The sequence below is a fragment of the Enterobacter sp. 120016 genome, from assembly GCF_018383635.1.
Classification (GTDB): domain Bacteria; phylum Pseudomonadota; class Gammaproteobacteria; order Enterobacterales; family Enterobacteriaceae; genus Enterobacter; species Enterobacter asburiae_D.
Window position 1 is genome coordinate 34,464 of the sequence record NZ_JAHAWC010000024.1, and the last position, 14,372, is coordinate 48,835.

At 58.5% G+C, this 14,372-nt stretch carries 13 protein-coding genes; 7 read left to right on the plus strand and 6 right to left on the minus strand.

What is annotated here, in order from left to right:
- Positions 1–33: 33 nt before the first annotated feature.
- The 6 genes from kdpE to kdpF are packed head-to-tail and all read right to left on the minus strand — an operon-like array spanning position 34 to position 7,819.
- Entirely contained in the window at positions 34–711 is a 678-nt protein-coding gene (kdpE, locus tag KIF87_RS21660; RefSeq protein ID WP_024908812.1) for a two-component system response regulator KdpE, read from the minus strand.
- Positions 708–3,395: a two-component system sensor histidine kinase KdpD gene (gene kdpD, locus KIF87_RS21665; RefSeq protein WP_213330648.1), complete on the minus strand. Its 2,688-nt coding sequence runs from the start codon at positions 3,393–3,395 to the stop codon at positions 708–710. Before kdpD ends, kdpE begins: the two co-directional genes overlap by 4 nt.
- Complete coding sequence (gene kdpC, locus KIF87_RS21670; protein WP_213330650.1) at positions 3,396–3,971, minus strand: potassium-transporting ATPase subunit KdpC; 576 nt, start codon at positions 3,969–3,971, stop codon at positions 3,396–3,398.
- Between the two features lie 12 nt (positions 3,972–3,983).
- On the minus strand, positions 3,984–6,032 hold the full coding sequence (kdpB, locus tag KIF87_RS21675; RefSeq protein ID WP_023334922.1) for a potassium-transporting ATPase subunit KdpB: 2,049 nt from the start codon (positions 6,030–6,032) through the stop codon (positions 3,984–3,986).
- Between the two features lie 18 nt (positions 6,033–6,050).
- On the minus strand, positions 6,051–7,730 hold the full coding sequence (kdpA, locus tag KIF87_RS21680) for a potassium-transporting ATPase subunit KdpA (RefSeq protein WP_159513662.1): 1,680 nt from the start codon (positions 7,728–7,730) through the stop codon (positions 6,051–6,053).
- Positions 7,730–7,819: a K(+)-transporting ATPase subunit F gene (gene kdpF / locus KIF87_RS21685; RefSeq protein WP_014069365.1), complete on the minus strand. Its 90-nt coding sequence runs from the start codon at positions 7,817–7,819 to the stop codon at positions 7,730–7,732. Before kdpF ends, kdpA begins: the two co-directional genes overlap by 1 nt.
- Before the next feature lie 308 nt (positions 7,820–8,127).
- On the opposite strand from kdpF, the gene KIF87_RS21690 reads away from it, so the two are divergent.
- The 7 genes from KIF87_RS21690 (at position 8,128) to nei (ending at position 14,234) form a co-directional block, all read left to right on the plus strand.
- On the plus strand, positions 8,128–8,334 hold the full coding sequence (locus tag KIF87_RS21690; protein WP_014069366.1) for a YbfA family protein: 207 nt from the start codon (positions 8,128–8,130) through the stop codon (positions 8,332–8,334).
- 599 nt (positions 8,335–8,933) lie between these two features.
- Entirely contained in the window at positions 8,934–10,346 is a 1,413-nt protein-coding gene (gene phrB, locus KIF87_RS21695; RefSeq protein ID WP_213330652.1) for a deoxyribodipyrimidine photo-lyase, read from the plus strand.
- A 10-nt stretch (positions 10,347–10,356) separates the two neighbouring features.
- Entirely contained in the window at positions 10,357–11,100 is a 744-nt protein-coding gene (locus tag KIF87_RS21700; protein ID WP_063143159.1) for a type 2 GTP cyclohydrolase I, read from the plus strand.
- Between the two features lie 14 nt (positions 11,101–11,114).
- Positions 11,115–11,771: a 5-oxoprolinase subunit PxpB gene (gene pxpB, locus KIF87_RS21705; protein WP_213330654.1), complete on the plus strand. Its 657-nt coding sequence runs from the start codon at positions 11,115–11,117 to the stop codon at positions 11,769–11,771.
- Positions 11,765–12,697, plus strand: coding sequence for a 5-oxoprolinase subunit PxpC (gene pxpC, locus KIF87_RS21710; protein WP_134349100.1), 933 nt, complete (start codon positions 11,765–11,767; stop codon positions 12,695–12,697). Before pxpB ends, pxpC begins: the two co-directional genes overlap by 7 nt.
- Positions 12,684–13,424 (plus strand): 5-oxoprolinase subunit PxpA, encoded by a 741-nt coding sequence (gene pxpA / locus KIF87_RS21715; protein ID WP_213330656.1) that lies wholly within the window; start codon positions 12,684–12,686, stop codon positions 13,422–13,424. Before pxpC ends, pxpA begins: the two co-directional genes overlap by 14 nt.
- Before the next feature lie 18 nt (positions 13,425–13,442).
- Positions 13,443–14,234, plus strand: coding sequence for an endonuclease VIII (gene nei, locus KIF87_RS21720; RefSeq protein WP_213330658.1), 792 nt, complete (start codon positions 13,443–13,445; stop codon positions 14,232–14,234).
- Positions 14,235–14,372 lie beyond the last annotated feature (138 nt).

Sequence of the window (14,372 nt, forward strand, 5' to 3'; positions counted from 1 at the left end):
TATTTTTTATTTAATAATAAAATGAATAGTTATTCAAAGCATAAACCGATAACCGATACCGGTTTCAGTTAATAAATGGCGAGGGCGAGCGGGGTCGACTTCGAGTTTCTGACGAAGATGTCCCATATATATGCGTAAATAATGACTATGTTCCACAGCGTTGGGTCCCCACACCTGACTTAACAGCTGGCGTTGGGTGAGTACCTTGCCGTGGTTGTTGAGCAGCACGGCGAGCAGGCGAAATTCTATTGGCGTGAGGTGAATTTCCTCATCGCCGCGGACAATGCGCCGCGCGGCCAGGTCAACCCGGATATCCCCAAACGTGTAGGTTGGGTCAGCAGGCGTGGTTGCGCTGTGGCGACGCAGCGCCACGCGAAGGCGAGCCTGCAGTTCGCCGATACCAAAAGGTTTAATCAGATAGTCATCCGCACCGGCATCCAGCGCCGCGATTTTATCCGTCTCTTCGGTACGGGCGGAGAGCACGAGGATCGGCATCTGGCTCCACTGACGCACTTCCCGGATAAAGTCGATGCCGTCACCGTCCGGTAGACCAAGATCGAGGATCACCAGGTCCGGCTTGCGGGTGGCGGCTTCAATTAAACCCCGCTGAAGCGTACCCGCATCATGAACGCGCAGACCGTCTCCTTCCAGCGCAGCGCGCAGAAAACGGCTAATGGCGATCTCATCTTCAACAATCAGAACGTTGATCACAAATCCTCTGGTAATTCATTAAGTTCTGGCGGGGTTTCCAGAGGAAGTGTAACACAAAACCGCGCGCCGCCTTCCGGACGATTCTCTGCGGAGATGGACCCACCGTGGACGTCAATGATCGCCTGACAAATGGCCAGCCCCAGCCCGACGCCCGGAATGGCCGACTCCTTATTGCCGCGCGCGAATTTTTCGAAAATAGCCAGCTCCTGCCCGGCAGGAATACCCGGCCCGGTATCCCAGACGTCAAGGCGAAGCGTGCCATCGTCCACCGTCGCGTCCACCCCAATTTGAGCACTGGCGCCCGCATATTTGCCGGCATTTTCCAGCAGGTTAATCAGCACCCGCTCAAACAGCGGACCATCGACATGAATTAACGTCAGGGGCTCGGGCATGTTCAGCGCGATATGTCGCCCACCCAGACCGGGTTCGAGCATTTTCAGGGCGCTGCCCACCACCTCTTCAAGCGTGAGCCACTCTTTTTTGAGGTTAAAACCGCCTGACTGGATACGCGCCATATCGAGCAGGTTATTCACCAGGCGCGTGGTATTCAGCACATGCTGGCGGATCTCGCTGGCCTGAAGGGCGTGTTTAGAGCCTTCCGCCGCCAGGTCCAGCGTCAGGATTTCTGACTGACCAAACAGGACGGTGAGCGGGGTCCGCAGATCGTGAGAGAGCGCCGCCAGCAGCGAGTTACGAATGCTTTCACGCTCGCTCGCCAGCCGGGCCTGCTCTTCGCTGGCGGTGAGGGCCAGCCGCTCCAGCGCGCTGGCAACCAGCAGCGTAAAGGTCTCCAGCAGTCGCTGCTGTTCGGGGATCATCAGCTGGCGCAGGTTGGAGGGCTCAACAATCACCAGCCCCTGATTTTTATCGGCACTGCGCAGCGGCAGAATTTGATAGGGCACGCCGGGCAGGGTGTCGGTCCCTGCGCCCGCAGGCAGCCCTTTATCAAAGCTCCAGCGCGCGATGGCTTCGTCCCAGGGCGTCATGCCTGAGGCGGACGTCAGCGGACGCAGCTTGCCATGTTCGTCCGGGAGTAAAATCAGGTTGCTGGCATGAAACGTCGAGCGAATAAACTGCTCGCTGGTCTGCACAATATCCAGCGGAGTGCGGCCCACCGCCAGCGATTTCGACATCTCATAGAGATGGCGCGTGCGCTGTTCGCGATAGCGGGCGATACGCGCCTGATAGCGAACGCCCGCCGTCAGGTTCCCAATCACCAGCCCGACGGTGAGCATCACGCCAAAGGTGAGAATGTACTGCACGTCGGACACGGCAAGGGTTCCGCGCGGGGCAATAAAGAACAGATCGAAGCTGATGACGTTGATGACCGTCGCCAGCACGGACGGCCAGCGTCCGTAGAAGAGCGCCACCACCACCACACCGAGCAGGTAGATCATCACCAGGTTGGCGGCGTCGAAGGCGAACAGCCACTGGCTGGCAATCATGGTAATCAGGGCGCAGAGCACGACGGCGACAAGGCAGCCGCGGAGCTGAATGCGCCATTTATCGCTGAAGGTGCGGCTGTCCGGCGCGCGATTGGGTAAGGGCGTGGGTTTGTCGTCCAGCGCCACGATCACCAGATCCAGATCCGGCGCGCGGCGGGCCAGTTTGTCAGCAAACGATTCGCGGCTAAACCAGCGGCGATGCTGGCGACGGCCAATCACGATTTTCCCCAGATTGTGCTCACGGGCGTAGCGCAGAATGGCTTTATCTTCCTGAGGATCGGATAGGGTGGAGGTTTCGGCACCCAGCTCCTGCGCCAGGCGAAGCGAGCTCAGGATAGCGCGACGCTGGTTTTCGGGCAGAGCGTGCAGCTGCGGCGTTTCGACATATACCGCATGCCAGACGCTGCCAAATTTGGCCGCCAGGCGAGCGGCGGTGCGGACAAGCTTTTCATTGCCGCTGCCGTGGCCGACGCACAGCAGGATGGCATCCCGCGTATGCCAGACGCGTTCCTGGCCCTGCAGGTCACGCCAGGCGCGCATCTGATCGTCGACGCGATCGGCAGTACGACGCAGGGCCAGCTCGCGCAGGGCAATCAGGTTACCTTTTCGGAAGAAATGTTCGATGGCGCGCTCGGCCTGGCCGGCAATATAAACCTTGCCTTCGTGCAGGCGCTGGCGCAAATCGTCAGGGGGCAGGTCAACCAGCACCACTTCATCGGCGGAATCAAAGAAGGGATCGGGCACCGTCTCGCGCACCTGAATGCCGGTGACGCCGCTCACCACGTCGTTCAGGCTTTCAAGATGCTGAACGTTAACCGTCGTGAAAACGTCGATGCCGGCTTCAAGCAGCTCTTCAACATCCTGCCAGCGCTTTGGGTGGCGTGAGCCTGGCGCATTGCTGTGCGCCAGCTCGTCCATCAGGATAAGGGCGGGACGGCGGGCGAGGGCGGCATCAAGATCGAATTCGGTAACTAACCGACCGCGGTGGCTGATGCGGCGGGGCGGCTGGGTAGCCAGACCCTTCAGCAGCGATGCCGTCTCTTTACGTCCGTGGGTTTCAACCACGCCAATCAAAATATCGAGCCCCTGCGCCCGAAGCCGCTGGGCTTCCGTCAGCATGGCGAAGGTTTTCCCGACGCCTGCGCAGGCGCCAAAGAAAATTTTCAGTTTGCCGCGATGGGCTTCAGCCGTCTGTTCAAGCAGCCTGTCCGGATCCGGGCGCATGGGCTCGTCGGTCATTTAGTTTTTCCTTAGCGCGTCCAGCGCCAGATTCAGCTCAACAATATTCACCACGGGCATGCCGATAAAGCTGACCAGCGGCTTTTGCGTGTGCTCTGCAACCAGCTGGCTAATCTGTTCGACGGTCAGCTGACGGGCCGCGGCGACGCGCGGGATTTGCCATGCCGCTGCTGCCGGCGTCAGGCTGTAGTCCAGCCCGCTGGCAGAGGCGGTGACCAGCTCTACGGGAACGTCACGGCTGGCCTGCGGATTGGCGGCGCGCAGGGCTGCCACGCGCTCAGCAACGGCTTTGTCTAGCTCAGGGTTGCTGCCCGCCAGGTTGCTGCCGCCGGATGCCATCGGATTATACGGGCTTTCGGCCGTGGCGGAAGGGCGTCCCTGGAAGTAACGGGCATCCGTAAAGTTCTGACCAATCAGGCGAGAACCGCGGTTTTCACCGCTTTGCATAATCAGCGAGCCGTTGGCCCGATCCTTAAACCACCACTGGCCCAGCGCGGTGGTCACCAGCGGATACAGTCCGCCGGTAATAAGAGACAGCAGAATAAACAGAAGTATAGCGGGGCGTAACATCGTCATTTGAATCACCTTTTAAACCAGGCCGAACAGCGTCAACAGCAGGTCGATAACCTTGATACCGATGAAGGGCACCACCAGCCCGCCCAGGCCGTAAATCCACAGGTTGCGGCGCAGCATGGCGGCGGCCGTGAGCGGCTTATAGCTCACGCCTTTCAGCGCCAGCGGGATCAGGAAGACAATAATCAGGGCGTTAAAGATCACCGCACTCAGAATAGCCGAGGACGGGGAGTGCAGGTGCATCACGTTCAGGGCGTTTAATTGCGGATAGGTCGCAGCAAACGCGGCCGGAATGATGGCGAAATATTTCGCCACGTCGTTGGCGATACTGAACGTGGTCAACGACCCGCGCGTCATCAGCATCTGCTTACCAATGTGCACCACTTCAATCAGCTTGGTCGGGTTAGAGTCGAGGTCGACCATGTTGCCCGCCTCTTTTGCCGCCTGGGTACCGGAGTTCATTGCCACCGCCACGTCGGCCTGCGCCAGGGCAGGGGCATCGTTGGTACCGTCACCCGTCATCGCCACCAGGCGGCCTTCCGCCTGATACTGACGAATCAGCGCCAGTTTCGCTTCCGGTGTGGCTTCAGAAAGAAAATCATCCACGCCAGCTTCGGCGGCAATCGCCGCGGCGGTAAGACGGTTATCCCCGGTGATCATCACCGTTTTGATCCCCATTTTACGCAGCTGGGCAAAGCGCTCCTTGATGCCGCCTTTGACGATATCCTTCAGGGCAATCACCCCGAGCACGCGCGCGCCCTCGGCTACGACCAGCGGCGTCGCCCCCTGACGGGCCACGCTTTCGACCAGGCTGTCCACTTCCGGTGGGAAGTGGCCGTTGTTAGCCTCAATGTGGCGACGGATGGCGTCAACAGAGCCTTTACGGATCATGCGATCCTGAATGTTAATGCCGCTCATGCGGGTTTGCGCCGTGAAGGGCACGAAAGTGGCGTGCAGGCTCTGAACGTCGCGCTGGCGCAGGTTAAAGCGCTGCTTGGCGAGGATCACGATACTGCGGCCTTCCGGGGTTTCATCGGCAAGCGAAGAGAGCTGCGCGGCATCTGCCAGCGTTTTTTCATCCACGCCCGGCGCGGGTAAGAAATCTGACGCCTGGCGGTTACCGAGGGTAATAGTCCCGGTTTTATCCAGCAGTAAGACATCCACGTCACCGGCGGCTTCCACCGCACGTCCGCTGGTGGCGATGACGTTGGCACCGAGCATACGGCTCATGCCGGCCACGCCGATGGCAGACAGCAGTCCACCAATGGTGGTTGGGATCAGGCAGACCAGCAGCGCCACCAGCACCGTGATGGTGACCGCGGTGCCGCCGTAGGCGGAGAACGGCCACAGCGTCGCGGTCGCCAGCAGGAAGACGATGGTCAGGGCCACCAGCAGGATGGTCAGGGCAATCTCGTTCGGCGTTTTACGACGCTGCGCGCCTTCCACCATGGCGATCATCCGATCGAGGAACGTTTCCCCTGGGTTAACGCTACACTGGATCACCAGCCAGTCGGAGAGAATGCGCGTCCCGCCCGTCACGGAGGCGAAATCGCCGCCGGATTCACGGATAACCGGCGCGGATTCCCCGGTAATGGCGCTTTCATCCACCGATGCGCCCCCTTCGATAACTTCTCCATCGCAAGGGATAATGTCACCGGCCTCTACCAGCACCACATCGCCTTTACGCAGTTCATCCGCCGGAACGTGGTCCATCTGCGCGCCGTATTTCGGCTCACGTAGCTTGCGCGCGAAGGCGGTTTTTTTCACCCCTTTCAGGCTGTTGGCCTGGGCTTTACTCCGGCCTTCCGCCAGCGCTTCCGCAAAGTTGGCGAACAGCACGGTAAACCACAGCCACAGGCTGATGGCGCCGGTAAACATCGCATTCCCCGGCATGTGGCCCGTTCCCATGGCAATCGCCAGGGCGGTGGTCAGAACGCTTCCCGCCCAGACAATAAACATCACCGGGTTGTGCCACTGCACGCGCGGGCTCAGCTTTTTCACCGCATCCATGAGCGCCTGGCGAACTAATGACGGTTCGAACAGGGCCAGTTGTTTACGACTCATGACAATTTCTCCGCAAAATCAGCGTAAAGAGAGGTATTCCGCGACCGGGCCTAACGCGAGGGCGGGGATAAAGGTCAGGGCGCCGACCAGTAACACGGTGCCCGTCAGCAGGCCGATAAACAGCGCGCCGTGGGTCGGTAATGTCCCGGTGGTGGTCGGTTGAATTTTTTTATTCACCAGCGATCCTGCAATCGCCATAACCGGCACAATGATCCCGAAGCGACCCACAAACATGCAGAACGCCAGCAGGCAGTTCCAGAACGGTGAGTTGGCGCTTAAGCCTGCAAAGGCGCTGCCGTTGTTGTTGGCGGCAGAGGAGACGGCATACAGCACTTCACTAAAACCGTGAATGCCGGGGTTAAAGATGCCGCTGCGTCCGGCCTCGGTCATCAGGGCCAGCGCGGTGCCGAGCAGCACAAGCGCCGGGGTGACCAGAATCGCCAGCGCGGTTAATTTCATCTCGCGCACGTCGATTTTTTTACCGAGGTATTCCGGGGTGCGGCCAATCATCAAACCGGCAATAAATACCGCCAGCAGTACGAACAGCAGCATGCCGTACAGACCCGAGCCCACGCCGCCAAACACCACTTCGCCAATCTGCATCAGCCACATCGGGATCATGCCACCCAGCGCCGTAAAGGAATCGTGCATGGCGTTGACCGCCCCGCACGAGGCTGCCGTGGTGACCACCGCATAGAGGCTGCTGGCGAGAATGCCAAAGCGGCTCTCTTTACCTTCCATGTTGATTGCGCTATCGGCACCCAGCGAGAGGAAGTGCGGATTACCCTGCCACTCGGCCCACATCACCAGCGCAGCGCAGACCACGAAGATAAGCGACATCGTCCAGAGCAGGGTGCGGCCCTGACGGCGATCGTTGACCACGTCGCCAAAGGCAAAGCAGAGCGCGGCGGGGATCAGGAAAATCGCCAGCATCTGCACAAAATTGGTCAGTGCGGTAGGGTTTTCAAACGGGTGCGACGAGTTGGCGTTGAAGAAGCCACCCCCGTTCGTCCCGAGCATTTTGATGGCTTCCTGTGACGCTACTGGCCCCATCGGCAGGAGCTGTTTTGCGCCTTCCAGCGAGGTATAAGGCGCGTAAGGCATCAGGTTTTGCAGGGTGCCCTGCTGAATAAAGAACAGCGCGATCAGCAGCGCAATCGGCAGCAGGATCCACAGCGTAATGCGCGTCAGATCTACCCACGCGTTACCCAGCGTGCTCACTTTCTGGCGCGCAAACGCACGCGTCAGCGCGAAGATCACCGCTATACCGCTCGCGGCAGAGAGGAAGTTCTGCACGGTTAACCCAACCATCTGGCTGAAGTAGCTGAGCGTGGTTTCGCCGGAATAGGACTGCCAGTTAGTGTTGGAGACAAAACTGACCGCCGTGTTCAGCGCAAGATGCCAGGACAGGCCCGGTAACTGTTGCGGATTCAGCGGCAGGATGCCCTGCAGCATCAGCATGGCAAAAAGCGCAACGAGCCCAACGATATTCAGCAGCAGAATGGCGATCAGATATTCACGCCAGTTCATCTCCCGATCGTCTATTCCCAGTACGCGCCAGATCCCTTTTTCAACGCTTCCCGTGCCGGGCAGGGGAACGTTGTTGATCAATCGTGCCAGTCCTGTTCCCAGTGGTCTTGCCAGAACGAACAGTACCACTAAGAAGCTGGCAATAAGCAGAAACGCCTGAGCAGCCATCAGAAGGCCTCCGCATTAATCAGGGCATAGACCAGATAACCCAATAACAGGAACACCAGCACGATGCCGGCAATAAGACCTGCACTCACAATCCACCTCCGGGTGACTTTCGTTGTTGTACTAACGGTAGGATTTCCGGCGCAAAGATTTCGCAAAAATGGGGAGGGCGGGTGTAAAAAAAGTATAAAAATGGCAAAGCCCACAATTTAACTATTGATAAGTAAATCGTTAACTTTTTTGTAACTTAATTACGGCGTGAATGTAAATATTCACTAAATGGATAAAAATAAGTGGTCGGATGAGTAGTAAAGTTACAAACAAAGCGATATTATTTTAGCCAGGTCACAGATTTTGAATTTTCCGGATGACGTTTCCGGCCAACTATAGGGGAGAAAATATGGATCTTTATAAAGAGTATCCGGCTCATATCGTGTTCATGCGTCGCACTTTCGCCGTAGTGGCTGGTGTGCTGGCGTTGCCGGTGATGCTGTTCTGGAAAGATCGTGCACGTTTTTACAGCTATCTGCACCGCGTCTGGGCGAAAACCAGCGAGAAGCCGGTGTGGATGGACCAGGCCGAGAAAGCGACCTGCGATTTCTACTGATACGAAGACTACACATAGCAATAAAAAAACCGCCACATTGCTGTTGGCGGTTTTTTTGTCCCTCAGGATTCGCGGTCCGTTGGGTGGTCTTCAAGCCCTCGTCAGAGGCTTACAAGAATATCTCGGGTCCTTAAGTAATCAAACGGCAAATCCCTAAATAGATTCTTAAAAATCATTTCAGTGGATTACCTTTTATGCGAGGGCCAACTACTATGCAGCGTCCCTTTCCGCCATCTCGCACATGGGCACCGGTCCCGGGAAAGGCGTCACCACAACCGTAAGTCAGGCTCTCGTCAGGGCTTGTGTCCACCGACTTATCACCGGTGGTGAACGGTGGAGCGGTTAGCTGCAGGGACCGCATAATGAAACGCTATTTTTGCATCGCGTTCATTGTCGCCAGCGTGCTCGTTGTAAAGAGCGATGAACCGAATGTGTTTGTCGCTTTAACCACGATAGCGCAGGACAAGTAGCGTTAAGGCCGCCTCGGGCGGCCTTTTTTATTTCATCCCGTCTACACTTCATGGCAAAGTAGTTCAATGCATGCTTTTTCCTTTTACGGCATGCCCTTATGGACATAATGGACAATAGCCTGGAGTTTTATGCCCACCCATCTGGTTTGGTTTCGCGCGGATCTGCGCGTACATGACAACATCGCACTCGCGGCGGCCTGTCGCGACAAAGACGCTAACGTACTGGCTCTGTTTATGGCCACGCCCGAGCAGTGGCGGCAGCACGATATGGCTCCCCGCCAGGCGGCCTTGCTGCGTGCGTATCTGAACGATCTGCAGCACTCGCTTGCCGGAAAAGGCATACCGCTTCTCTATAAAGAGGTGAGTGATTTTGCCGCACAGCTGCAGACGGTGCAGGAGATCTGTAAGCAGCACAACGTCACGCATCTTTTTTACAACTATCAGTACGAATTCAACGAGCAGCAGCGCGATCGTCAGCTGGAGAAGATGCTGGAAGGGGTGGTCTGCGAAGGTTTTGATGACAGCGTGATGCTGGCACCGGGCAGCGTGATGACCGGCAGCCACGAGATGTATAAAGTTTTTACGCCGTTCAAAAATGCCTTTATCAAACGTCTCAAAGAGGCGCTGCCGGAGTGCGTTGCCGCGCCTGCCGTGAGAGGTGAAGCCATAAAGGACCTGTCTGAACTGACGTTTGATTACCCTCAGCAGCCGTTTGATGAAACGCTGTTCCCCGCCGACGAGAAAGCGGCTATTGCCCAACTGCGCCAGTTCTGCAAACAGGACGCGGCCTGTTACGACGCGCGTCGGGATTTTCCCGCCATCGAGGGCACCAGCCGCCTGTCGGCCTGTCTGGCGCTGGGCGCGATCTCTCCTCGCCAGTGTTTACATCGCCTGCTGGCGGAGCAGCCGCAGGCGCTGGAGGGGGGCGCAGGGTCCGTCTGGTTGAATGAACTGATCTGGCGCGAGTTCTACCGCCATCTGATGACGTATCACCCTGATTTATGTAAACATCGCCCCTTCATCAACTGGACGGAGAAGGTGGAGTGGCAAACGAACGATCGGCTGCTGAAAGCCTGGCAAACAGGGCAGACGGGTTATCCGATAGTCGATGCCGCCATGCGTCAGCTTAACGAGACGGGGTGGATGCACAACCGCTTGCGGATGATTACCGCCAGCTTTCTGGTGAAGGATCTGCTTATCGACTGGCGTATCGGAGAGCGCTATTTTATCTCTCAGCTGATCGATGGCGATCTCGCGGCGAATAACGGCGGCTGGCAGTGGGCGGCCTCCACCGGCACCGATGCGGCGCCCTATTTCCGGATTTTTAATCCGACCACTCAGGGACAAAAATTTGATGCGGACGGCGAGTTTATCCGCCGCTGGGTGCCTGAGCTTAACGGTATACCTGCTAAAGCGATCCACGAACCGTGGGCATGGGCGGATAAACAGCGTGTAAAGCTGGATTACCCTCGTCCGGTTGTCGACCATAAACAGGCGCGTGTCGCCACGCTGGCGGCGTACGAAGCTGCTCGCAAAGCATAAGAGAGTGATGATGAAAAACAGCGAACTGGAAAGCCTGATTAACGAAAAACTGAACAGCACGTCCTTCAGCGATTACGGCCCGAACGGGCTCCAGGTTGAGGGGCGCGAGACGGTGCAAAAAATTATTACCGGCGTGACGGCAAGCCAGGCGCTGCTGGACGAGGCTGTTCGTCAGGACGCTGACGCGGTGATTGTCCATCACGGTTACTTCTGGAAAAACGAATCGCCGATTATTCGCGGGATGAAGCGCAACCGCCTGAAAACGCTGCTGGCAAATGACATCAACCTGTACGGTTATCACCTGCCGCTGGATGCGCACCCGGAGCTCGGCAACAACGTCCAGCTGGCGCAGCTCCTGGGGATTACCGTGATGGGCGAAATTGAGCCGCTGGTGCCGTGGGGCGAACTGGCGATGCCGGTTCCAGGACTGGAGCTGGCATCCTGGATTGAAGCGCGCCTGGGGCGTCGCCCGCTGTGGAGCGGCGATACCGGTCCGGATACGGTGAAGCGTGTTGCCTGGTGTACCGGGGGCGGTCAGGGCTTTATCGACAGCGCCGCGCGTTTTGGCGTCGATGCTTTTATCACCGGCGAAGTTTCCGAGCAGACCATCCATTCGGCGCGTGAACAGGGACTGCATTTTTACGCGGCAGGCCATCATGCCACCGAGCGCGGCGGCATTCGCGCCCTCAGCGAGTGGCTGACGGAAAATACCGATCTGGATGTGACCTTTATTGATATCCCTAACCCTGCCTGATGAGAGGTGCCTGAGTGCAGCGAGCGCGTTGTTATCTTCTGGGAGAAACGGCAGTGGTTCTGGAGCTCGAGCCGCCGGTGACCCTTGCCACGCAAAAGCGAATCTGGCGGCTAACGCAGCGTCTGGTCGAACTACCGGAGGTGGTTGAAGCCATTCCGGGGATGAATAACATTACCGTGGTGCTGCGTAGCCCGCATACGCTGGCGCTGGATGCCATCGAACGTTTGCAGCGCTGGTGGGAAGAGAGTGAGGCGCTGGAGCCGGAATCGCGTGCCATCGAGATCCCGGTCGTTTATGGCGGTACGGGTGGGCCGGATCTTAGCGTGGTGGCAGACCACTGCGGATTAACTGAAAAGCAGGTTGTTGAGCTGCACAGCTCGGTGGACTACGTGGTCTGGTTCCTGGGGTTTCAGCCCGGATTTCCGTATCTGGGGGGATTATCCCCTCAGCTGCATACGCCACGCCGTGCCGAACCGCGCCTGAGCGTACCGGCGGGGACGGTGGCTATCGGCGGCGAGCAGACCGGCGTTTATCCGCTGACATCGCCTGGCGGCTGGCAGCTTATTGGGCATACCGCCACACCGCTATTTGACCCGGGGCTGGAGATGCCAATACTCCTGCGTCCCGGCGATACCCTTCGCTTTATCCCGCAGAAGGAGGGGGTATGTTAACGCTTATTCGCGCCGGGCTTTATACCTCCGTACAGGATGCGGGCCGCTTTGGCATGCGCCAGTCTGGCGTGAGCTATTGTGGCGCGCTGGACAGGCCTGCGCTGGAGATTGCTAACGTGCTGGTGGGCAACCCCGGCAATACGGCCGCACTCGAAATTACGCTCGGCCAGTGCGTCATTGAGTTTAGTCAGGAGACCTGGTTTGCCTTAACCGGCGCAGGGTGTGACGCGACGCTGGACGGCAAAGCGGTGTGGACCGGCTGGCGGCTGCGGGCGAAAGCCGGACAGCGTCTGACCTTAAAGCGTCCTTTGCACGGGGTACGTAGCTATCTCGCGGTGGCGGGGGGCATCGACGTGCCGGAAGTGCTGGGCTCGTCCAGTACCGATCAGAAAGCCGGGATCGGCGGGCACGAAGGACGCCTGCTGCGCGACGGCGATCGGCTGGCAATCAAGCCCTCCGCGCGCCATTTCTCCACCACGCAGGGCGTAAAACAGCTGCTGTGGGGAAACCAGATCCGCGCCTTACCGGGGCCGGAATATCATGAGTTTGACGAGGCGTCTAAAGAGTCCTTCTGGCGCTCACCGTGGAAGCTCAGCCCGCAGAGTAACCGTATGGGCTACCGTCTGCAGGGGCAGCCGCTGACCCGCACGACGGACCGGGAGCTGCTCTCCCACGGGTTATTGCCGGGGGTCATTCAGGTGCCGGGCAACGGTCAGCCCATCGTGTTAATGAACGACGCGCAAACTACCGGCGGTTACCCGCGCATTGCCTGCATCATTGAAGCCGATCGCTACCATCTGGCGCAAATTCCCCTCGGCCAGCCGATTCACTTCGTGCAGTGTTCGCTGGAGGAGGCGCTGAAGGCGCGGCAGGATCAGCAGCGTTATCTGGAGCAGCTGGCGTGGAGGCTTGATGGTAAAGATTGATTTGAATGCCGATCTGGGGGAGGGCAGCAGCGCCGATGCGGCGCTGATGACGCTGGTCACCTCGGTCAATATTGCCTGTGGCTTTCACGCGGGCGATGCGCAAACCATGCTGGAGAGCGTGCGTAATGCCATCAAAAACGGCGTCGCGATAGGCGTTCATCCGAGCTTCCCCGATCGGGAAAACTTTGGCCGCACGGCGATGGATCTGCCGCCTGAGACGGTCTACGCTCAGGTGCTCTACCAGATCGGCGCGCTGGAGGCGATGGTGCGCGCCGAGAACGGTGTGATGCGCCACGTGAAGCCGCACGGCATGCTCTATAACCAGGCGGCGAAAGATCCGGCGCTGGCGGAGGCAATTGCCCGCGCGGTGCGGGACTGTAATCCGCAGCTGATTCTGGTAGGCCTTGCGGGCAGCGAGCTAATTCGTGCCGGAGAGCGGCTGGGCCTGACCACCCGTCAGGAAGTGTTTGCCGATCGGGGATACCTGCCGGACGGCAGCCTGGTTCCACGTACGCAGGCCGGGGCGCTGATTACCGACGAAGCTAAAGCGCTGGCGCAGACGCTGGAGATGGTGCGCGCCGGGCGGGTGACCGCCGTGGACGGAACACCGGCAAACGTGCAGGCCGATACGGTGTGTTTACACGGCGACGGCGAGCATGCGCTCCAGTTCGCGCGCCGCTTGCGGGCGGCGTTCTCTGAAGAGGGCATTCTGGTCAGCGCAGAATAATCATGAAAGGACAATAACATGCCTGAAGGTCCGGAAATCCGCCGCGCGGCGGATAGCCTGGAGGCGGCGATAAAGGGCAAACCGTTGACGGATGTCTGGTTTGCTTTTCCTCAGCTAAAACCGTTTGAATCACAGCTGGTGGGGCAGACGGTGACTAGTATTGAAACGCGCGGGAAAGCCTTGCTTACGCACTTTTCCCATAACCTGACGTTATATAGCCATAACCAGCTTTACGGCGTCTGGCGGGTTGTGGAGGCGGACGAGCAGCCGCAAACCACCCGCGTGCTGCGCGTCAGGCTGCAAACGGCGGATAAGGCGATCCTGCTCTATAGCGCGTCGGATATCGAAATGTTAACGCCGGAGCAGCTGCTGACGCACCCGTTTCTGCAGCGGGTCGGGCCGGACGTGCTGGACATGCGCCTGACGGCGAGCGACGTAAAGGCCCGGCTGTTATCACCTAAATTCCGTAACCGACAGTTTTCCGGTCTGTTCCTCGACCAGGCCTTTCTGGCCGGGCTGGGTAACTACCTGCGGGTAGAGATCCTCTGGGAAGTCGGGATGGCGGCGCAGCATAAAGCGTCTCAGCTGAATGATGAACAGCTGGAGGCGCTATCCCACGCGCTGCTGGATATTCCGCGGCTGTCGTACAACACGCGCGGCGTGGTGGATGAGAACAAGCATCACGGGGCGCTGTTCCGGTTCAAGGTGTTTCATCGGGCGGGGAAAAAGTGCGAGCGATGCGGCGGGATTATCGACAGGATTATGCTCTCTTCCAGACCTTTTTACTGGTGCCCGCACTGCCAGAAATAAAAGTAAAACGGTAACCCAAGGGTTACCGTTTTTAAGGTTTTCCCCCTCTCCCTGTGGGTGTACGGTCCGGGGACATAGTGAACACTTGTTCGGGGACATGGTAGACACTTACAACTAAGGCATAAGAACCCGTTTATG